This window comes from Cytobacillus oceanisediminis 2691, assembly GCF_007678455.1.
Taxonomy (GTDB): domain Bacteria; phylum Bacillota; class Bacilli; order Bacillales; family Cytobacillaceae; genus Mesobacillus; species Mesobacillus oceanisediminis_A.
Window position 1 is genome coordinate 523,974 of sequence record NZ_VEEP01000002.1, and the last position, 21,359, is coordinate 545,332.

The 21,359-nt window shown below is 38.7% G+C and carries 19 protein-coding genes; 3 read left to right on the forward strand and 16 right to left on the reverse strand.

Going from position 1 to position 21,359, the window contains the following annotated elements:
* Nucleotides 1-26 precede the first annotated feature (26 nt).
* Complete coding sequence (locus tag FS736_RS06015; RefSeq protein ID WP_144475443.1) at nt 27-218, forward strand: twin-arginine translocase TatA/TatE family subunit; 192 nt, start codon at nt 27-29, stop codon at nt 216-218.
* 532 nt (nt 219-750) lie between these two features.
* Here the strand turns inward: FS736_RS06015 and tatC are convergent.
* From tatC to FS736_RS06085, 14 genes are all read right to left on the reverse strand, one after another.
* A complete protein-coding gene (gene tatC, locus FS736_RS06020; RefSeq protein ID WP_144475444.1) occupies nt 751-1,476 on the reverse strand; it encodes a twin-arginine translocase subunit TatC in 726 nt (241 codons plus the stop codon).
* A 56-nt stretch (nt 1,477-1,532) separates the two neighbouring features.
* Nucleotides 1,533-1,727, reverse strand: coding sequence for a twin-arginine translocase TatA/TatE family subunit (locus FS736_RS06025; protein WP_144475445.1), 195 nt, complete (start codon nt 1,725-1,727; stop codon nt 1,533-1,535).
* A 117-nt stretch (nt 1,728-1,844) separates the two neighbouring features.
* Nucleotides 1,845-3,278, reverse strand: a complete 1,434-nt coding sequence (locus FS736_RS06030) for an alkaline phosphatase PhoX (protein WP_186326680.1) — start codon at nt 3,276-3,278, stop codon at nt 1,845-1,847.
* Nucleotides 3,279-3,777: 499 nt separating this feature from the next.
* Nucleotides 3,778-4,614 carry a DMT family transporter gene (locus FS736_RS06035; RefSeq protein ID WP_144475446.1) on the reverse strand — a complete coding sequence of 279 codons (837 nt, stop codon included), beginning with the start codon at nt 4,612-4,614 and terminating at the stop codon, nt 3,778-3,780.
* A gap of 252 nt (nt 4,615-4,866) precedes the next feature.
* The gene (locus FS736_RS06040; protein WP_144475447.1) at nt 4,867-5,637 is read right to left on the reverse strand and encodes a hypothetical protein; all 771 of its coding nucleotides are present in this window, start codon (nt 5,635-5,637) and stop codon (nt 4,867-4,869) included.
* Nucleotides 5,634-6,134 (reverse strand): RNA polymerase sigma factor, encoded by a 501-nt coding sequence (locus tag FS736_RS06045; RefSeq protein WP_144475448.1) that lies wholly within the window; start codon nt 6,132-6,134, stop codon nt 5,634-5,636. The genes FS736_RS06040 and FS736_RS06045 overlap by 4 nt, the downstream gene beginning before the upstream one ends.
* 123 nt (nt 6,135-6,257) lie before the next feature.
* A complete protein-coding gene (locus tag FS736_RS06050; protein WP_260983533.1) occupies nt 6,258-6,587 on the reverse strand; it encodes an ASCH domain-containing protein in 330 nt (109 codons plus the stop codon).
* Between the two features lie 151 nt (nt 6,588-6,738).
* On the reverse strand, nt 6,739-7,374 hold the full coding sequence (locus FS736_RS06055) for a YitT family protein (RefSeq protein ID WP_395883499.1): 636 nt from the start codon (nt 7,372-7,374) through the stop codon (nt 6,739-6,741).
* Nucleotides 7,375-7,681: 307 nt separating this feature from the next.
* Nucleotides 7,682-8,326 carry a hypothetical protein gene (locus FS736_RS06060; protein ID WP_144475450.1) on the reverse strand — a complete coding sequence of 215 codons (645 nt, stop codon included), beginning with the start codon at nt 8,324-8,326 and terminating at the stop codon, nt 7,682-7,684.
* 111 nt (nt 8,327-8,437) lie between these two features.
* Nucleotides 8,438-8,644, reverse strand: coding sequence for a hypothetical protein (locus FS736_RS06065; RefSeq protein ID WP_144475451.1), 207 nt, complete (start codon nt 8,642-8,644; stop codon nt 8,438-8,440).
* A gap of 310 nt (nt 8,645-8,954) precedes the next feature.
* A complete protein-coding gene (locus tag FS736_RS06070) occupies nt 8,955-9,515 on the reverse strand; it encodes a TetR/AcrR family transcriptional regulator (protein ID WP_144475452.1) in 561 nt (186 codons plus the stop codon).
* Nucleotides 9,516-9,522: 7 nt separating this feature from the next.
* Nucleotides 9,523-10,929, reverse strand: a complete 1,407-nt coding sequence (locus FS736_RS06075) for an efflux RND transporter permease subunit (protein WP_144475453.1) — start codon at nt 10,927-10,929, stop codon at nt 9,523-9,525.
* Nucleotides 10,929-12,440, reverse strand: a complete 1,512-nt coding sequence (locus FS736_RS06080) for an MMPL family transporter (protein WP_144475454.1) — start codon at nt 12,438-12,440, stop codon at nt 10,929-10,931. Before FS736_RS06080 ends, FS736_RS06075 begins: the two co-directional genes overlap by 1 nt.
* A 202-nt stretch (nt 12,441-12,642) precedes the next feature.
* Entirely contained in the window at nt 12,643-13,833 is a 1,191-nt protein-coding gene (locus FS736_RS06085; protein ID WP_144475455.1) for an FAD-dependent monooxygenase, read from the reverse strand.
* A 537-nt stretch (nt 13,834-14,370) separates the two neighbouring features.
* Between FS736_RS06085 and FS736_RS06090 the strand changes: the two genes are divergently transcribed.
* Together FS736_RS06090 and mcrC are read left to right on the forward strand one after the other, a co-directional pair.
* Entirely contained in the window at nt 14,371-16,515 is a 2,145-nt protein-coding gene (locus FS736_RS06090) for an AAA family ATPase (RefSeq protein ID WP_260983534.1), read from the forward strand.
* Entirely contained in the window at nt 16,508-17,545 is a 1,038-nt protein-coding gene (gene mcrC, locus FS736_RS06095) for a 5-methylcytosine-specific restriction endonuclease system specificity protein McrC (RefSeq protein ID WP_144475456.1), read from the forward strand. The genes FS736_RS06090 and mcrC overlap by 8 nt, the downstream gene beginning before the upstream one ends.
* A 793-nt stretch (nt 17,546-18,338) precedes the next feature.
* Here mcrC and FS736_RS06105 read toward each other — a convergent pair.
* A complete protein-coding gene (locus FS736_RS06105) occupies nt 18,339-19,373 on the reverse strand; it encodes a hypothetical protein (RefSeq protein ID WP_144475457.1) in 1,035 nt (344 codons plus the stop codon).
* Between the two features lie 704 nt (nt 19,374-20,077).
* On the reverse strand, nt 20,078-21,058 hold the full coding sequence (locus FS736_RS06115) for a hypothetical protein (protein ID WP_144475459.1): 981 nt from the start codon (nt 21,056-21,058) through the stop codon (nt 20,078-20,080).
* Nucleotides 21,059-21,359 lie beyond the last annotated feature (301 nt).

Sequence of the window (21,359 nt, forward strand, 5' to 3'; positions counted from 1 at the left end):
TACATGAGGAATGGAGGTACACTTTTATGCTGCAAAACATCGGGATTCCAGGGTTAATCCTTGTTCTTGTCATCGCCCTGATCATTTTCGGTCCATCGAAGCTGCCTGATATCGGGCGTGCATTCGGCACAACGATTAAAGAGTTCAAGAAATCAACGAGGGAATTAGTAGAAGATGCAGAATCGGAACAAGACAACAAAGAGAAGAAAACAGTTTAAACGGGAAGATGCAAGCAGTAATTGTACTGCTTGCATCTTTTTTTACGCTTAATTTGCATTGATCGTTACATCCCTTTTATAACCCTGCCCGATTTTCTTTCTGATAGACTGACCATCATTCCGCTATATGAAATCAGCATACATTGATCATGAGCGTCTATCTGAAAAATAAATAACCATAAAAAAGAAGCACTGGTACGAAGAAGTGAGCTCCAGTTGTTAGAGACACCTAACAACTGGAGTTGCAGTTCCCGTCCCAATGCTTCTTTCTCAAGTACAATTTCCGCTATAGCATACCTTTCTAATACATATGGATATCCCACATTACTTAGGAATCATCTATCCATTCCAGCTTTTAAAAAGAACTATATTTGCCAACTATAAGGAATGACTAGAGCAAAAGTCAGAGAGCAATTGAATCCTGGGTTCTTTTTGTACCTGTACTAATTAGACAGGAATCCTAGGATAGCCGCTGAAAAGACCTCGTGACATTTATTTAACGACTGTCACGGCCCTATCTATCCACTCAAGTTTACGCTGCGGATAGTTCAGTTCCCTGTTTTCGACGGTATACCACCTTCGATAATAAAACACTGCATTCATACAAAAATAACAGCGGGAGTATGACAAGTATGTCTGATAGAAAGTCTGGGGGTGTGATAAGAACCGCCGTTACGATCAACATAAAATAAGAATACTTTCTGGCTTTTTGCAGTCTGTATGGATTTAACACACCGAGGCTTGTCAGAAACATAATAATGACAGGCAGCTCAAATAAGAATCCGAAGGGCAGGATCATGTTCAGTAAAAAACGAAAGTATTTCTCTGTTGTGAAAAATTCCATGAACATGTCTTCCGACAGCGATAGCAGGAATTGAAACACAAGCGGAAAAATGACGAAATAACCAAAACTAATGCCCATTATAAAAAGCAAGAATAAGGCCGGTATGTAGGCTACTGTTACCTTTTTCTCCTTTTCTGATAAGGCAGGCCGTACAAAAAGCCAAATTTGATGGGCAGCGATGGGAATCGTACCTGCTATAGCAATCACAGCTGCAAGCATCATATAAACCCACAAAATATCACTCGGACCAAGAACGGCTAATTTAATGGATAAATCCTGGATTAACCATTGGTAAATATTCTTAACATAAATAAGAGCCAAAATGACAAATAGCATAAAGCTTCCAACAATGATCATCAAACGTTTACGCAATTCGCTCAAGTGGTCCACAAGATTCATCTGTTTTCCATCCATGAAATCACCTCTTAAAAAAGAAGATGAAAGGTAGTTACCTGCATCTTCTACTATTTCTATTGAATTTGCCTGCTTTTCTTTTCATCCTTTTCCGGCTCATCATCTGAAACCAACTCACGTGTTGATTTTTTAAACTCTTTTAATGTAGACCCAAACGCCCGGCCTATCTCAGGAAGCTTGGATGGACCAAAAATAATTAAGGCAATGACTAGAACTAAAATTAAGCCAGGTATCCCTATATTCTGTAACATTTCATAACCTCCAATTCTTCAATTCTTTCAAGTTCGGCCACAGCTGAGATGTTAAAAAGATGTAAACCATACAAAGTGTTCAGTTTACATCTTTTTAATGGTATCTATTCTATCGTTTTAAATCATTTTAACTCCGTGTCGCTCAAATGCCGCTGCTTCAAGAATGGACATACCTTGCGCCTTGGCCGCCTCAGCCACTTTTCCAGAAACCTGTGGTGTAAGATTCGCGGGTGCAGCAAAGGACATTTCCCTTGCGCGAGCAACATTACGGCGCTGGAACGGTCCCCAAATGGCAAATGTTTTACCAGGGGTTTGAATATTAACGAATAGCGTATTTCCATCTGGAGAGAAGGTCGGACCAGCCAATTCAGAATCGCTTAAACGGTTGGCCGCAAAAGGATATACCTTGCCCTCTGGAGTAATTCCCATAATCCGGTCCTGGCCAGAACCATCTTCTGCATACCAGAGGTCTCCCCAAGGGGTACAGCAAATATTGTCCGGATATTCCATGTACTTTTTGTCATTTCCCTCATAGAAAAGCTCCAATGTATTCGTGTGCGGAACATATCGGTACACGCGGCCAAGCTTTTTGTCACCAGCAGATGTGTCATCGAACCAGAAAACTCCTTCTTGAAAAAAGGCTCCCTCAAGCCTGGAGAACACAATACAGTTTTGCGCAGCAGCTTCTTCACGGCACCAGTGAGGATCTACTTCCTTCCAAACAATTTTAAAAGTTTGTCCTGTCTTAAATGTGCTGGCTGAAGGGTCAACAACTTCCTCAATCGCAGCTGCATACAGCTTGCCGCCTTTTTGCAGCGCACCCGGCTTTTGGCTTAAGTCATTCGGGATAAAACGATACAGGAAGCTTGGACTTGCATCCTCGGTTAAGTAGACATATCCTGTCGCTGGATCAATGGCACATGCCTCATGTGCAAACCTTCCCATTTCCTTGATTGGCGTTTTGGACATATCGTTTTCAGGCTGTGTTGGATCCACTTCGAATACATAACCGTGGCCCTCGGATCGGTTCTCCTCGCAGGTTAGCCAAGTACCCCATGGTGTCGCGCCACCCGCACAATTTCGGATCGTACCTGATGACGTCACATATTCTTTAATCACTTCACGATTTGCCCCTACAACTAGTGCGGTAGTTCCACCCTGGGCATTTGCATCATAAGGATTTCTGCCAAATGCCGGACCGGATGACAATTCATGGTTGCGAACAAGAATCGTCGTGTTGTTCGGTCCTTCAAAAGCTGCCATTCCATCGAATGCACCAGGAATCTTGGTTCCGTCTGTCATCAAGCTGCCTTCTTTGGAGATAATTTTGTAATGGAAGCCTTTTGGAAGATCGAGGATACCATTAGGATCTGGAACCAAATCTCCGTATCCGCCAAATCCGCTCGCTGGATTTTCAGCAGCATCCGCAAGTGCTGTTGAACCCAGTCCCATTACCCCAGTGGAACCAAGAGTAAGAGCAAGCGCGCTCATCCCACCCGCTTTCAAGAAATCCCTTCGGTTCAAGCCATTATTAGACATTTGATCAGTCATACCTTATCTCTCCTCATCTATGTATTTTTGAATCTAGTAATAGATTAAAAGGAAATTATTAAGACATAACCAGATTATTGTAAAAATTCAGTTTAAAGATAGTAAATGCAAATTAACAATACCTATTTGGTAGAGCTATCACCTTTCTAAGCCGGTGGAAGGAGCCATTCTCAATGTGGCGATTCAAATAAGCAGAGGGAACGAACAATGCTATATAAAATTGAAAACGACTAGAAAGAACCACAATAGCCGCAGACAGCAAATCATCAAAAGACTTTATCAGATGATTATTCATAACCACTCCTGAAAATTTGGCCTAACCAATATATAATTCCATAAATATCCAAATACCCCTTTCGGAAAAATATGAGGCTAAAGACTCAAAAGTCGATAAAAAAAGCTTGCTATCCATTTGCAGGTTAGCAAGCTAATGTATCTTCGAGACAGTATCACATGTCTAATATTATAAGGTTACTTCATTGACGGCTGCCTTTTTAACTCAAATTTTTGTAAAAATAATACCAAGCAACGCTGAAAAAATTCCAACGAGCTGGTACATTTTGATTTTCTCCTTGAAAAGCCAGATGCCAGCAAGTACTACGACCAGGCAATTCAGGCTAACAATCGGGAAGATGATGCTGGCTGTTCCATTATGCAACGCATAAAAATAACAGCTGTAACCGATGACACTGATCAGCCCAACGAGTGAACCGATATTGGCTTCCGTCCGCTGCCAATGCTCTTTTTCCCGAATGCTGTTAATCCCCAAATAAATACTTCCGCCTCCATACATGCAAATTAATGTATTAAGCGAACTGATTTGCAAATAAGAAGTAGTCTTCATCAAGATTCCCAGAACCCCAAACGAAAGAATGGCCAATAGTACCCTGAAAAGCCATGGACCATACTCGGTTCCGCGGTTCGAGCCTGGCGAATATTGAATCACTAAGGCTGAGCCCAGTATGAAAACAATGCCTAGCCATTGGAGCAGGCTGATCTGTTCGTGAAAAATAATCGCTGCACCAAGAATGGGAAATATCGCGTTTGCTCCTACCAGAGGTGATGTCAGGCTGGCCGGTCCGTTCTCAAATGCCCTCGACATTTGGATATTCCCATTTGCATTCAATATTCCAATCAGGCCGCCAAGGACCATTGCCAGTAAGTTAAACTCCAGCGCACCAGACACCACTCCATAACTAAGGGTGACCAGAAAGGCTATCAAGTAAAAGAAAAACTGAATATGTACCTTTGATAGATGTCGTGCAGTGCTCCACTTAAAAAGTGTATTATTGATCCCAAAGCTCAACGTCGTTACAAATGCCGCGGCAATCCACATGCTGATCCTTCTCTCTCTATCACTTTGACTCCCTCATTTTAAAACTCTATCAGAGTATTCGCAATCTATTTTTTCGTGTTTCTAAATAAAAAAAGAACCTCAATTAAGGTTCTTTTCACTCTACCACGGATAGCCTGATAAAAAAGTGCCCCTATCCAGAGTTTAGTGTGTTTCAATAGATTGAATGAATGAACATTCCTCGCCTTTTTCTTCAGTTCGTCCTGGTATTCATTTATTATTTTTGAATGTCTTTTATTCTGCATTTTGCGGTTGAAGTGGATTATTTTCTAAAATGTTTTCTACTTCTTCATACCCCTCTGGAAATGCATAGTTATATCTAGGTGGAAGTGCAAAAACATACTTATTATTTTGTCCCAGGATTGATGGGCGAACAGGTGCTGCTCCGATATGAAATTCCCCCTTTTCAAGTAAGGACCATTGATTAAGTGTAAAAATCATGATCGGAATATCTTGTTTCGGTTTTTCCTCCATCCATTTAGGATGTCTAATTGAAAGGATTTGGCCACTTTCAATTATTTGTTGATCAGTAGAAATACCTTCCCAGGAATCAGAGACAATCTTGTAACCCTCCCAACTTTTTGGAAGTTCAAAGTTGAATCCATATTCTGTATTTTCATAAAGAATCGTATCTGTTACTTTATCATCAGGTTCGTTCTGATCTAGAGGATCTTTATTATCGTCCACTTTGTTTTCATCTATTGGAGGATTTCCCTTGCTTTGTTGCCCTTGTTCATTTGAATCAGGACTTGATGGACGTTCCTCATTAAACGGAATAATAAGGATGGCGAATAATAGTATAGCAGCTACACTCGCTAAACCCGCTGTAATCCTTTTCATTGTCGCAGCTCTCCCTTTTTTCTTCTTATCATTTGACCTTGCAAATTTCAGCAGATTTTCATGGATAATATCTTGTGTATCCTTAGTGAACTTTTTATCATAATCAGGTTCTGGTAATGATTTGATTTTTCTCTCTAAATCATAAAATTTCTCATGGTCTTTCATAGTGAAAATCCTCCTTCGCTTTTTTGCAGTATCTTTAACGCACGATGGTAGTTAATACGCACCTTATTTTCAGTCCAATTTAAAATGGATGCTGTTTCAGATACAGAAAGTTCTTTAATACCTCTAAGGATGATGACGTCCCGATAATTTGCTTTAAGCGATTGGACTGCTTGATAAAGCAATCTGTTATTTTCATTAAGCTGGAGGATTTCCTCAGGCGTTGCCTTATCTGTTTGGTCATCCCAGAACCTGATCATTTGCTTCACCCTAAGACGCTTCCTTTTTCTAATTTCATCTATCCCCACATGGCGCGCAATCGAAAAAAGCCAGGTTTTGGGACTTGATTTTTCCTGATACGTATCAAAGCCTTTAATTGCCCGCATAAAAACTTCCTGCACCAGATCTTCCACATCATTTGAGCCGATATAATAAACTAAAAAATGGTATATATCTTTGTTGTACAAGTAAAACCACTCTGAAATTTTGTTGCTAATCATCAGCTGGTCAACTCCATTTTCCCATCAATTTTTTATACTCATAAATTAGTCGAATCCGAACAACATTTATTTCACTTTTTACAGTAATTTTAAAAATTATTTTTAATTAGTTTAATATGAAAATTAATGTCCCACGCTAAACTTTCTGAAAGATAAATAAAAAAAGCAACGGAACTTATCTCCATTGCTTTTCTGTTGAAATTTAATTGTGATCGCTAAAGCTCCCCACTGCTTCTCCTGCTGTGGAGTATAAATTTCATAAGTGCCCTCTACCATCTCTTTCATTGTCCAACCTTCACAATCAAAGTCATGGAATGGAATATTTTCATACATCTCTTTGAAGGTATCATAGCTCCGCAGTTCTGTTACTTTTACAGTCAATGTTTCATCTTGTTCAGGCACCTTAACAAATTCGATCAGATTGCCTACTTGAATTTTTTCGTCTCTTTTCATCGTTCAAACGAACTTCTACTTTCTTCTTCCCCTCAATGATCGATTAAAGGTATTCTTCATACAAACCCATACGATGCAGCACGTACTACACTCAGAAGAGAAAACAAGACGGTTCCGCTGTCCCACAAAACGGCCACAAGTCTCTGTTTTATTACATAGAAATCACCTTTTTGTTTTTTAAGCTAGATAACTTTTCAATCCATGTTGTACAGAGCTTGTAGGAAGCCTGGAAAATAGGACTCTGGATAAATGTATAAATAATGGTGAAAATAAAGACCGGCCCGCCCAGTAACAGGGCAACCACCAGCACGACACTCTCGACAATAATTCGCACTCTGCTGATTGAATACCCGAGCTTAACTGAAATCGCAAGCATAAACCCGTCTCTGGGCCCTGATCCAATTCGAGCAGCATTATACATTCCGCCTCCGATACCCATGATCACCACACCAAGCAGCAACACCAAAACATCAAACATGAGCGTGGAAGCCTGGGGCAAGATATCCAGCCAGAGAAAAAAGTCAACCATCGTGCCAACCATCAGTGCATTAATAAAAGTACCAATGTTAACATAAGTTCGATCAATCAAAAGCGTTACAAGAACTAACATGATACCAAAAATCACGTTCCATGTTCCGATTGTCAAACCAAACTTATCATAAAGTGCAATATTCAATACATCCCAAGGGTGGACCCCTAAGTACTTAACCTTGATTGCCACCGCTATACCGTAACTAAAAAGGATAAGTCCGATTATAAAAAAGGGAATTTGTATTTTCAGCTTCAATTTTATCACTTCACTTCTTTTAACTTGCTTAATGAATTTAGTTTAAATCAACACGGAAAGCATTTAAAGCAGAAGTTTTAGTACAAGTGGCAACATAGCACCAGACAGTGAGGGACATGGGGACGGTTCTTGTATCCTGAAAATCCCTGTTTCTTGGTTATTAAATCACCAAAAAAATTCCGCTCGCATGTCTCTAATCAAATTTAAAGGGAAGCGTTATTTAGCTTCCCTTAGGTTATTTAAGCACCATTCAGCTTTTATTTCGACGCCTGAATGGGACAAGATCATCGTTCCTCTTTCCCTTCCGCTATTTTGCACGAATCATACTAATTCCTAATACTGTGGCCGGAAAAAGTGCCAGGACAGCACCAATAAAAAACTGATAAGATTCCTTTCCCGTATCTGGCTGGGTGAAGATTTTATACCTTATGACATTGAGCATCAAAAATATTAACGCAATAGTTACCACTGCTAAAATTGTTCCTGTTACATAGGCTTTGTAACTATTCATTCTCCGTAGTTTTGGGGAAGAGATAAATAGAGACAAAACAACATAAATGACAGCACTAGCAAAATATACGACTAGGGTTAACTGGGAGTAGTTAACTTCCTCGATAATTTGCCCCTCCCTGACTCCAATTGTATACATTCCAGTTGAAGTCAGGAGGAGCTGAAAGCTTATGACAAGGAGGAAAAAGAAGATTTGGAGTCCTCCATTAAACCAGGATATGCTCTTTTTAAAAAGTGATACTCCATAACCGAAGATCACAATTGAACAGATTAGTAGAATGATGGAACTTATATTCAACCAACTTGGCAGCGTCGAGATTGATTGTATATTCATCAATGAAATGAACAGACTGATTATGAAAAACGCAATAGTTACAAATCTGAAGTTCTTTTGCATCTCGTCTTGAGTTGTATGTCCCGACCGGGCTTTTACCGTCTTCATGGCAAACTCCTTTCTGTCTTGCAAACCTTTCTACAATGCAAAAAAGGAGCACAGGGTTTGTCCCCACGGCTCCTAAATGTTCATAGGAAATCACTTAGCATAAAGGGTATTTTAAGCATAACAGCCAATAGCATTTAAAATTATAACCCCAATTCCAGTTACAGCAATCCCTGTTATGGCAGTGACGAATACTGTTCTTAATTGCTTAGTATCCACCCATACTGTAATCCCTAAAATAATCGTAAATAGAATACCAAAAAATATAGATGCTAAAGGATTAGTTGGTGTTATCCAATCATACCAAGACAAAAAATCCATTAAACCCACCTCCATGAGATCGCAAAAAGTTCTATCATTATATTCTAAATATTACCATAAAAAGTAAATTATTTCAAACACTGTAAAAAAATTAAAACCCCGGTTACCATCCAGTTTAAATAAGTGTTAATGCTATAAATTAAGTGAGCTTAACAAAGACTCTTTGATGCTAAATGTTTGCAAAAAAATTGCATCAATCCCTGTGGATCGATGCAATCATACAGCCTGCTTATTCATTATATTTTCGGTGATTTTATCAAGTTCTATTAAAACGCTTTGCTTAAAAACTCATCATTCTCGATAATCCTACTTATAAATTAGCCATTAACGAAGTAGTGTAATGGTCCAAAATCTTCTGTTTTTCTTCTTTTGCTAGTTTGTAATAGGGTGTCTCCTTTACAAATAGAACATTGCTGACAAGGATGCCGGTAATCTGGTGTGCAAAGATGCCTGGGTCGGCGGCAATGTTTTGTTTTTCAAAATGCAGCTGGATTCCTGCCTTCAATCCATTATAAATTACGCTCGGAAAATCAAGATCACCAGTCAGGTTCCCCATCATGCTTTCGGAAACAAGCATTTTAATCAATTGATGGTTCTTGGAGATTACCTCCAGACGTTCATCGAGAATTTCTTCAAAAAATCGGCCGGTTTCCTCTTCCGCCAGTTTAAATATCCTGGTTTTGAAGTGATTCTCCAGTGATTTCTTAATAACTGTCTCGAATAAATTTTGCTTCGTTGAAAATTTCCGGTATAAGGTAACCTCTGCAACATCTGCTTCTTTGGCTATTTCCTGGGTAGTTGATTGCAAAAACCCTTTTTTGATAAAGACATTTATTGCAGCTTTTATAATTTGGTCTGTTTTATCTCTCAAACCACGTTCACCCCGTTTTTGTTTGCACTTCCTTCTCAGCTTTCGTTTTAGTCTTTACCAGCCGGTCTAGAAGGACCAGTATGGCTGGCATAACAATGATTGTGCTGATCAGTGAAAAGAAAACGTTTATTAAGGTCATCATACCAAAATTACTTAAAATAACGAAGTCTGAAACAAGAAGGGCACTAAAGCCTCCTATTACAGATAACCCTGAAGCTAAAACTGCCTTGCCAATTTTTTTGTTGGCAATCAATATTGCTTCAATGCCAGAGAAACCTTTTTTCCTTTCCTCATAAAAACGCTCCATGATCAAAATGGTAAACTCTGTCCCTATTCCGATAATCAAAGCGCCAAGTGTGGCAGTAAGCGGTGTATAGCTTATATTAAACAAATACATGATGCCCCCAGACCACCCAACAATGAAAAGAATAGGAAGCAGCGGGATAAAGGCCTTAACGGGATGTCTGTAGATTGCCAAAAGTCCAATAAAGACAAGCCCAATTCCAAGCAAGGTCATATCATGACGACCGGTTGTCAGCGAAGATACCATTTCAACATCCAGTACTGATTTGCCCGTAACAGTTGTATCAATGCCATTCTGCTCCTCGTCTTCAACATAGGACTCCAGATTGCCGATAAACTCTTTCAGTTCGCTCGCCTCAAGATGTTTAATGCCAACTGTGATAACGCCTTTTGTCCGTCCTTCATTCACCAGAAGCTTAACCTGATCCTCTGGCATATCATTTACAATTCCCTCTGGATCCTCTGGAATCTTCCCGTCATTTGTCTGTTCAAGGACACTTGCAATCGACTTTGTTTCTACTACTACTTCAGGAAATTCATTGCTGATTGATTCTGTCATTCTGTCTGTCCAGTTGATTGTTTCTTTATCGAGTACATTGTCGGTGCTGTACATAATCGTTACCTGGTCGGTTGTTCCAAGTATATCTCTTAATTTGTGAATATCCTTTAATTCCTGTGTATCCTGCGGCATGAAAGTTTCTACATCGGTCTCTACTCCCGCTTTCAAATCTCCCCATATGCCAAAAACCGCTGTTGATAGAGCTAGAAAGATGACCAGCCATTTTAATGAAATTACTTTCTTTGTCAATCCCTCAAGTAATCTCTCTGATTTTGACGATTCACCTGTTTTGATGCCTTTCTTGCTTTCTTTTGCAAAAAAATGGTCCCTTGTAAATAGAATGGGAATCAAGATGAATAAGCCAGCAAAAAAGCTGATGACGATTCCAAGTGTCAGCATTTTCCCGAAATCCTGGATCATGGGAACAGGTGAGGTAAATAGCGCCATAAAGCCAAGCCCTGTCGCAATAATGGCTGTCATTACAGCAGGCACTATGTGTTTGACGGTTTGTTTTAAACTTAAAATGCTTTTCTGTTTATTGTTTTTTTCCATTATGCCTCACCCCTTGTGTCCATTTCTTCTGAATAGCGGCTCTGGAACTGGATCGCATAGTCAATGCCAAGCCCAATTAAAATCGGGAATACGGCCATTGAAACCATTGTCATCGGAATGCTCAGCCATCCCATCAAACCTACAGTTGCGACAACCGCCAGCAAAATGACCACAAGCGGAAGCAATCTCCATCTGACCTTGAAGACGAGCGTTAAAACAAGGATCATGAACAGGATCGACAGACCCATCATTTTTTGCATGCTGTCCTTCATTGATGTCCTGATCGCATCGTCAAGCACTGGCTTCCCTGATACCATCGTTTCGACGTTTTCCAGTTTATTGTCTTGAAGATATTCTTTAATCGCGCCTGAAATCTCACTTTTCACCGAGTCATCCACATTCCCTTCCAGCTTCACGATGAAAAGCATGTACTTTTCGTCTACGATCACCTCACTGAATAAATCGCGAAGGTCACCATTTTCTTCATAAATCATTTTATTCAGCGTTTTTTGTTGTTGCGGAAGGCCCGGGGACATATTATCCGAATAGGAAACCATTGTTTCCAGGTTTTCGCTGATTTTGCCCAAATTGCTCCCCATTTCCGAAAGTCCGGCAGACAATGTTTTTAAATCATTCAATTGGCTTGCTTGCTTCTTATTCAATTCACTGAAGGCCGCTTTTTGACTATTAAGCCCCTGTTGCATCCCGTTTAGTCCTTTAATCGTATTTTCAGGTATGGCCGTCATTTTCGTACCCTTCACGGAGGCTTCATTCATTTTTTGCGACAGCTGGACGAACTGATTGCTCATCTGGATCAGCTGCTGGACCTGTTTTTGCTGCTGCGGATTTGAATCAAGCGATTTGCCCAGTTGCTCGCTGACTTTTTGCATGTTCAGAGCAGCCACGTGCAATTGTCCACCCATTTGCGCATAGCCATTCGCCATCTGTGCAGTTCCAGCAGACAGCTTTTTCTGCCCATCGATCATTTTGCTTAATCCATTATTTAACTCATTCAGGTTCTGTTCGATATTTTTTCCGCCGGTCGGCTGCCCAGCGGAATTCTGGTTCAGCTTTTTGCTTATATCAGTCAAGCTGCTGCCCATTTTGTCCAATCCAGAAATGACTTCATCAAGACCTTCCTTGTATTTTTCGGACTGCTTGACAGAAATCTGATTGATCATCGTATTAGGACTTATAACCGTATAAATATCTTCATAAGAACTCAGCCTTTTTTCCAAACCCGCCATGTGGTTAACAGTATCGATTGTAAGAAGGTCCTCAGATTTTTCAGCTTCGTATAATACAAGAATCGATTCACCCCCAAACTCTTCCTCCAATGCCAGGTTATCCTTGTAGGCTTTCGTATCTTCCTCAATCAGAGTTTCATTGCCTGTAGCCATTTTCATTGCAGGCGCACCAGCAGCAAAAAGCAGGACAGCGACAATAGATAGGATAATAAGCTTCATAGGAGTCTTTCGGATCATCTCAGATAAAAACGTCAGGATTTTCATAGCTTCCCCCAAAATTAAGTTAGTACAAACTAACGTTTTGTGTAAACTTTCGTTATTCCTAACACACTTTGACTGAATGTTAGTTATAACTTTGACTGGCCGCTTTGATATAACATTTGAAATTCGTTGAAGAATCTTGCTTTCCTTGAACGTGTTCGTTAGTGATAACTAACATACAACTCAAAAAAACTCATTTTTTAACTTACCCTGCCTTTCTCTGATTTACAGGGAAGAAAAACTTTTTCATAAGAATATTGACTAGCGGAGTTTTGGACATAAATTGTACGAGATATGGACGCAACTGGGATACTATAGGATTTGTAGTAAAAATCAATGATTCCACTTTGATTTGTAATCTTTGAAGTTCATCGGCTTCCGGCTTTCGTTTTTTTTCAATCTCTGACAACTTATTAACCGAATAATCACCTTCGTTAAGGGCTTCAAGAATTACTTCAGCAGCCACAATAGAATCAGCTAAAGCCACATTAATTCCGATTACACCAATTGGAGTCATCACATGAGCAGCATCACCAACCAAAACTAATCCATTTGAAGCCCAACGGTCTAATGTCAGGGAAATGACTTGTAGCTTGACGAATTGTTTTGAGTTCTCCACCCGTTCTTTTAATTCCGGAATTTGTTCAATTACAAGGTTTTTAATTTCTTTATAGTTATTTTCTTTTACCCTGGCTTGTTGTTCTTTTGTAAATGTATATCCTATTTGCATTTTATCTGGGTACTTTGGAATCATGAATAGGTTATTCTTCCCGGTAAACATATACATCAATTCATGAGGTAAATGGGATGGCCAATCTATTGTGAACCAAATTAAGTTACTGCGATGATGCTCATTAACTTCCTTAAATGACGCTTCTTTCCTAATTGTAGATTGTCTTCCATCACTGCCTACCGTTACTTTAGCAAAAACTTCTGCTGGCTCCTTTTCAATGGTACCTTGCACTCCAATCACTTGACCGGTTTCATCTTTTAAAAGTGTTTTAACATTAGAGTTGAAATGCATTTTAAAGTTCGGAAATTTTTCTGCCTCTTTTATTAATGCCTGAATGAATGTTGATTGTGCCATTTGAATGGCATAAGGGTATTCTCTAGATATGTCATCCATTTTAAATTCCATTATTCTTTTTCCTTTATAATGGATCCCGCCTTGTGCTATTTTCTTATGAGGCTGCTCCAGAATATATTCAAGCAGACCAATTTGATCCAGCAGTTGCAGGGTAGATGGCTGAAGAATTTCTCCCCGGTAATCTCGCTCAAGATTAGCGAACTTCTCTAAAAGCAATACTTCATGTCCTTGTTTAGCTAATAACAAACCAAGTAATGCACCCGAAGGCCCTGTACCTACAATACATACATCTGTTTTGATATTTTTCATGTTATTCCTCCAATACCACAAAGTATGTTAGCTATAACTAACATTATCTGTGAAAATTTTTTTTTAACCACCTAACAATAGAGATACTCTGTAGCTAATCACCAGAAATGATAAAGAGATTACGAACTCTATTATAAGTGCATTATAGTAGTCACTAACACAAACTAATGTTAGTGATAACTTACACTTATTATATTTGATTGTTATCGAGATGTAAACCCTGCTCTTATTTTTATTTAACTAATTCATTTCTTTCTTCTGGTCTAAAAAAATGACGTTTCTGCTGTCTCAAAAATTTACATATTTTCACTTCTAAAATTAATTCTACAAATGTTCCTCCACCTACGAATACATTGCCACCAGTTGTGAAATTTTCGATTAATTTAAAGTTTATTACACCCCCCGAGACATGAGAACCGTCCCTCTACATACCCAAAATGACCGGATCCTTCACTTTTTAAATTTTCACACAACACCCATTTTGCTATGATATAGATATTCACTAGTTTAATAAATTGGAAATGGAGGAATTTCCAGATGTCAGATACATATTTAAAAACAGCTTTCCAGAACTGGATGAGCCGGCAAAAGAAATCGAATGGGGAACCTTATAAGAAAGGGACCATTAATGCATACACAACCGCTTTAAAAAATGCAGCCGCTAAACTGGAAATAGAGGACCTCAATGAAAAGGATTTATTCAGGATTACATCTTCCAACACTTTCGAAGAAATCTATAAAAAAATTACATCTGCTCCTAATTTTCATGAAGTAGATTTGGCGGCTGGCAACCGGGCATTTTCAAACAGCCTGATTCAATACGAAAAATTCTTAAAGGAGTTTGAACAGCCATCCTGCTGGATTTTTCAAGGCAACCCCAAATATTATGACGTCATTGGAGCGGTTCAAGATCTTGATGAAATTACATGGGCTGTTAATCAGAACAAGAAGCAAATAAAGAAAGACGATAAAGTTTATATATGGTTGTCCGGCTCTAATGCTGGCATTGTTGCCTCTGGAACAATCCTTAATGACCCCTATATGGCCGAACCGGATGAGGAAGATCCATACAACCGAAGCGAGCAATTGAATCGCGAACCCTATCTCGCCGTAGATATTGAACTTGATCGTAAATTTATCGATCCCGTTGTGGAACGTTCAACCTTGCTTAAGGATGACCGTACAAAAAGGATGGAGATTTTAACATATCCTGGAGCCACCAACTTTCGGGTGACACCGGAACAGGAAGTGGTGATTGAAAGCATTATTGACGGGACTTATCATCATGTTCCAATAAACGGCCAACCAGAACCTCATCCCCAAACTGTGCCAGATAAGAAAAGGTACTGGATGTATGCCCCCGGTGAAGGTTCGAGAATGTGGGAAGAATTCTACAACAAAGAAATTATGGGAGTCGGTTGGGATGGCCTTGGAGATTTAACCCAATATTCAACGAAGGAAGCCATGAAAGAGAAAATGAAGGAAATCTACGGCGAAGAATTTTCATATAAAAACGCCGGTCACCTGACCTGGCAATTTGCCAATGAAATGAAAATCGGCGATATTGTTTTTGTAAAAAAAGGGCTCAAGAAAATCATTGGCAGAGGGGAAGTATCTTCAGAATACAGATATGACAGTATCAGAAATGAGTATAAACATATTCGTTCGGTGAATTGGACCCATAAAGGCGAGTGGGACCATGAAGGACAAATCGTCTTGAAAACACTAACAGATATTACTCCATATAGGGATTATTATAAGAAACTCGAAGAAATGTTCGATATAGAACAAAGTGAAATTACAAGTGATATTGAACCAACCCAGTATCCGGAATATACAGTAGATGACTTTTTATCTGAAGTATATATGAACGAAGACCAATACAACACCCTGAAAAGTCTTCTGCTTAGAAAGAAAAATCTCATCTTAATGGGTGCCCCGGGGGTGGGGAAAACGTATGCTGCGGAGCGGCTTGCCTATTCCATCATTGGGGCTAAAGATACAAGCCGGGTCATGACAATCCAATTCCATCAAAGTTACAGCTATGAGGACTTCATTATGGGTTACCGCCCTACCGAAAGAGGATTCAGCTTAACAAAGGGGCCTTTCTATGAATTTTGCAAAGAAGCGGAGCCTGAGGATGAGCAACCATATTTCTTTATCATTGATGAAATCAACCGAGGAAACCTGAGTAAGATCTTTGGTGAATTGCTGATGTTGATAGAAAGTGATAAACGAGGAAAAGAACTGAGGCTCCTCTATTCAGATGAGCAATTTTCCGTACCGAAAAATGTCTATATCATCGGTATGATGAATACTGCGGACAGAAGCCTTGCCATGATTGACTATGCTCTGCGCCGCCGATTTGCCTTTTTTGAATTTGCGCCTGCCTTTGAGAGCGAAGGATTTAAGCTGTATCAGGAAAACATAGCAAACAGCAGTTTTGACAGGTTAATTGATATGATCATTGCCCTAAATAAAGCAATTGATGAAGATGCTTCTTTAGGCAGCGGCTTCCGGGTCGGCCATAGCTATTTCTCAACGGACCAGGAAATCGACCAGGACTGGCTTGAAGAACTTGTGGAATACGAACTCGTCCCCCTTCTCAATGAATACTGGTTCGATGAATCTTCAAAGATTGAGTACTGGTCCTCCAAACTTCGGGGTGCCATTCGTGATTAAAATAAAAAATATTTACTATATGCTTGCATACGCTTATCAATCATTAAACGAAACTGAGTACAAGTCCTTGCATTCAGAGCAGTTTGAAAACATTCATGATTTAATGTCAGCCATTTTAATACGCGGAACCTCAAATCAAATTAAGCGGGGCCTGCATAAGAATTATAGGTCCCACACAGAAGAGACAGGAAATTTGCGCGGCAAAATTGACTCGACCGCTTCCATCAAGCAGAACACTTTTTTAAAGCGGAGGATGGTTTGCCACTTTGATGAGTTTTCCGAAAACACTTTATTCAATCAAATTCTAAAGACCACAATGCTCCTCCTGCTTCGCCATGGCAAAGTGAAAGTAACCAACCAGAGGGAATTGCGAAAACTAATGTTATTTTTCGGAAATGTCGGGACAATCGACCCTCAATCCATAAGATGGAGCTCATTAAATTACCATAGGCATAATGCTGCTTACAAGATGCTCATGAATATTTGCGAACTGGTCATTAAAGGTCTCCTCATAAGTACCGAAAATGGCGAGTATAAAATGAAACAGTTTCTTGACGACCAGCAGATGCATAGGCTTTATGAAAAATTCCTGCTCGGATATTATCAAAAGGAATACCCTCAATATTCGGCAAAAGCATCCTATATTGATTGGGTTATTGACGACGGCATCATCGACTTCTTGCCTGCAATGATATCGGATATAACACTGACCCACGGTCCAAGAACACTCATTATCGACGCCAAATACTACGGCAGGAGCATGCAGACTAATTCTTTATATAATAACAGTACCATTATCTCTAGCAACCTTTACCAGATCTATACCTATGTGAAAAATAAAGACAGGCATGGCAGCGGAAACGTAAGCGGCCTGCTTCTATATGCCAAAACGGATGAGGACATCACCCCTGACAACGATTATCAAATGGGTGGAAACCGGGTTAGTGTCAAAACACTCGACTTAAGCGGGAACTGGGTGGAGATAAAAGAACAGCTGGATTTGATTGGTGAGATGATGTGGACAAAATAAAGGTGCACTGGCATTACTTGAAATATGGCGAACAATCCTCAGAAGAATATTGCAGGTTAGTGGAAAAAAATATGATAAGCAGCGTGGACTGCTTATCGTATTTTTGGATCTCTTAGTGTTTTATCAAGCACGCTCTTTACTAATTTATAATTTCCAACGGCTTGCTCAACCTCAGGTCCGGCAGTCCGTATTATTTCTCTTTAGCGTGAGGGAGATTTCGGTGATTTACGATGTCTTTTTAAATGCAGATATAAAAGACCCGGCCATTAGACGAGCACACAAGCAGGCATTGAAGGCTGATAATACAGAGATTACCACTCAAGCAACTTGTTCAATCTGCAATAAATCCGTGTCTGATAAAGTTAAATCATATTGTTTATCAAACCACAAATTCAATTTGAAGATTTATTGTTATGAGCATAAGAAGAATAGCAAAATAAACGATTAATGCGATAAAAGAAAGAGGATCGAATTGGGCTATCCTCTTTCTCTTCGTTTTCCTTTATTACCCTTGTTACAAAAGCAGTATAGTAAAAGGAGATTATAACAATTTAGACAATTCCCCCAGTGGTTCCGGACAAATTCCACCGCCATACTATTTATTCACAATTATGACTCACGAATCACCCCTATGTTTCTAGTTCACTTTTTGAATTTCTTAAAGATAAAAAAAACAGCCGGTATAATTGGACCAATCACTTTACCAATTCTCCCAGTTATATTGCCTATTTTAGTTTTACAGTGAGAACAAAAAAGGTCATTCTTAGTTAACGGCCTTCCGCATTTCTTACATTTATTCAAGATTCACTTCCTCCTTTTTTAACAGTAGTTGTTCGCCTGTTAATCGTATTTCTATATATTCCGAGTCTAATTTGTCGATATGGGAATCAATCATTTCTATAATTTTGTCGGGGTTTTTGTACCACATATCTTCTTTTTCAATTTTAGGATTATATGGGAGAAATTCTGCTACTTTTTCCATTTTACCTGCATATTCATTAATACATGCTTTCAAAGGTATTAGGGATTCTTTTAATGAGTTGACTTCTCCCAATTCTTCATAAATTAGCGCAAGATAATTTGAGGATTTGATTATACTGTCAAATATAGTCTGAGTGTCGAGAAATTCACCTTCAATTTTATTTGTATCGACTCTATGAAATAAAGAATAGAAGATTTGTTTAAAAGATGATTGAGGTAACTTATTTATAAATTTTGTATTGGCTTCAAGGGATTCAATTAGTTGCCTTCTTCCTTTATTCAACTCAGATACAGCCTGAGTCAATAATTGCCTACTTACGATTTTGTCATTAGCTAGCAAAGCTTGCTTATATGTGTCTATAGCACCTTCGATTACACCAATTCGGTCTGTGAGTTGGCCACGTAACACATCAGATACTTGTTCATTAAGTAATTCCAATTGCTCTAAAACTGCAGCCATTGTTGATTGTAAGGCTATATTATTTAGATTACTAAAATTAATAGGATTCGTTTCTTCTAATCTGACTTGGCAAACAAAAGAACCATTTTGATCTTTTATAGTTGGTAACTTCATCCCAGTTTTATCAAAGTTCCACTCCGCACTTCCCTCTTCCAATCTCTTACTGATATCTTTAGGGATTATCACTTTGTAGAGACTATCCTTTTTAATTAATTTTTGCGCCTCATAAAATGCCGGGACTTTTCTAAACCCATTTATCACTTGATTTAAATTAAGATTGTATCGTTGACTAAGTTGTTTTTTAGATAATTCCAAAGTAGGGTCATTAGAGGATTGTTTAAAAGTAAGGTTGCTCTGTACATTAATAATTTTTTGCTCATTATCCATTTTTACATCCCCTCTATAATAGATATCATGATAACCTTCCCTTCTTTGAAATACTATACCTTCCTTATTCCTAATAAAACCCATTCCAATTTTAGCATTTTCGAAATATATAGACGAGGGAACTATTGTCTCTCGTCATTTTTAATGTAACGCATCAATACTATAGTTTGGTAGACCTTCCTCTCTCCATGAGCCAGGTATTACTCCTTTTAACTGCCCACCAGATAGATTTTTGCATTGCCGTTTTATAATAAGATTGAACCTCCTTGTTATGGAAAGAGGATGATTCAAATAGCGTGACCAACTCTTTATTTGTAAAAACTCTATTCTTTTCAACTTTCTTTTCTAAACCAAGTACAAAATTTAACGTTTGTTCATTAAGGTTATACCTTTCACCCATCACCTTAGAATTTCCTCATTTCAAATTTATAGAGAAGTTTATGAAGCTGTTGACAGGTCAAAAGCATATTACACAAAAGAACCACCCTTTTGGATAACATCGGGTTTAGAAGACTTAAGGAGCTTGATATTAACTGGTCAACTCAACTGGATCTTTTCTTTCTCTTTCTATTTTTACCTTGCATAAATTTTATGAGACAGGGGACGGTTCTACAGACTCTGATATTTACATATTTTCTCCTTTTATGAGACACGAGAACTGTCCCCTTGTCTATCTTCATCTAAAATGCAAGTTACAAAGCTAGTTATAAGTTCTCTAATTCTGCAAGTTGGCCATGAATAACATTTACACATTGGCCAATGGCCATTACTCCATTAATTTCATTTAAATACTTTACTTCAGCATCCGTCCCATATTGTTCATGACTCAAGTATGAAAGAGACTCAATAGTGTTTGCGATATTATTCCCTATTTCTTGAGAAGGGAATGGCATTTGCCTCAGCTCCGGATATTTCTCGATTACTTCAGTTGCTACCTGTTCCCTGGTGCTATAGAGTTCTTCGCGTGATCCGGTTGCCACAGCACTGTTCAATCTTTCGTACCAGGCTTTTATGTCATCATGGAACTGCCTCGATAGTTGAAGACCTACCTCCTGATTTGAATCCAGTTCTGCCGGAACGGTTTGGTTTACATAAATTGAACCATTAAAAAAATCTGAATTCATCAGGCTTGCATGGATTAATTCCATTGCTCTAAAATACTTAGTTGCTTCTCCAAGCGGAAGATAAGCATCACCATCTTCATTTATTTGATAATGGTTTACATAGGGGTCCTCCATATTTGCCGTATATACATATTCGAGATTATTCTCTCTATCCTCATAATTCACAAGCTTATACAACTCTTCATTCATGAAGCCCTCTTTGGAATTTGCCGACTGAGACTCAATCGTTCCAATTAAGACTTTATCGTTCAGCAATGATTGGTCAATATAATAAATAAATGTTTTCACTCCATGCGTTTCTGGATCTTCTTCAAAGATAACATCTTCCCCTAATCGATCGTCCAGCTGAACAGTATATTTATAATCAGAATGCTGAAAAGTCATTTCCTCCTTTGGCGGAGTCTCTTCTTTTTCAACAACTTCATTGGTTTCAGTATCATTTGTCTCTGTTTTTTCAACTGCTTTAACTTCATTCGCCAGAGTCTTTTCTTCTTGCTTTGCCTGACTGCATCCAGAGATGATCAGCAGCATGATAAATAAAGGTGTCATTATTTTTTTCATTCCCATGTTCCTTTCTCTCATTTGGTGTACTTCGATATAAGCATCGGGTAAAAGTGAATTATTTTAATATTTTTCTACAAAGAAATCATGCTGAGCAGTTAAACAAATCAAAGTTTCAAAATGAGGAAGGCATTTTTAGATAATCGGGCTTTATAGTAATTTGAACATGAACAGAAAAATAGAAAATTAATAATTAGAGTATAAGTGGGAAACTACTGTATTATTTTACAAGTAGTAAAATTATAAATTCTCTTTCTTTTGTTCCGATAAATAAACAAGAAATTGTTTTTGAAAAGGGACT

Coding starts and splice junctions, on each gene's coding strand:
- FS736_RS06015 (WP_144475443.1), top strand. CDS start 27: ATGCTGCAAAACATCGGGATTCCAGGGTTAATCCTTGTTCTTGTCATC.
- tatC (WP_144475444.1), bottom strand. CDS start 1,476: ATGGATGGAAAACAGATGAATCTTGTGGACCACTTGAGCGAATTGCGT.
- FS736_RS06025 (WP_144475445.1), bottom strand. CDS start 1,727: ATGTTACAGAATATAGGGATACCTGGCTTAATTTTAGTTCTAGTCATT.
- FS736_RS06030 (WP_186326680.1), bottom strand. CDS start 3,278: ATGACTGATCAAATGTCTAATAATGGCTTGAACCGAAGGGATTTCTTG.
- FS736_RS06035 (WP_144475446.1), bottom strand. CDS start 4,614: ATGTGGATTGCCGCGGCATTTGTAACGACGTTGAGCTTTGGGATCAAT.
- FS736_RS06040 (WP_144475447.1), bottom strand. CDS start 5,637: ATGAAAGACCATGAGAAATTTTATGATTTAGAGAGAAAAATCAAATCA.
- FS736_RS06045 (WP_144475448.1), bottom strand. CDS start 6,134: ATGATTAGCAACAAAATTTCAGAGTGGTTTTACTTGTACAACAAAGAT.
- FS736_RS06050 (WP_260983533.1), bottom strand. CDS start 6,587: ATGAAAAGAGACGAAAAAATTCAAGTAGGCAATCTGATCGAATTTGTT.
- FS736_RS06060 (WP_144475450.1), bottom strand. CDS start 8,326: ATGAAGACGGTAAAAGCCCGGTCGGGACATACAACTCAAGACGAGATG.
- FS736_RS06065 (WP_144475451.1), bottom strand. CDS start 8,644: ATGGATTTTTTGTCTTGGTATGATTGGATAACACCAACTAATCCTTTA.
- FS736_RS06075 (WP_144475453.1), bottom strand. CDS start 10,929: ATGGAAAAAAACAATAAACAGAAAAGCATTTTAAGTTTAAAACAAACC.
- FS736_RS06080 (WP_144475454.1), bottom strand. CDS start 12,440: ATGAAAATCCTGACGTTTTTATCTGAGATGATCCGAAAGACTCCTATG.
- FS736_RS06085 (WP_144475455.1), bottom strand. CDS start 13,833: ATGAAAAATATCAAAACAGATGTATGTATTGTAGGTACAGGGCCTTCG.
- FS736_RS06090 (WP_260983534.1), top strand. CDS start 14,371: ATGTCAGATACATATTTAAAAACAGCTTTCCAGAACTGGATGAGCCGG.
- FS736_RS06105 (WP_144475457.1), bottom strand. CDS start 19,373: ATGGATAATGAGCAAAAAATTATTAATGTACAGAGCAACCTTACTTTT.
- FS736_RS06115 (WP_144475459.1), bottom strand. CDS start 21,058: ATGAAAAAAATAATGACACCTTTATTTATCATGCTGCTGATCATCTCT.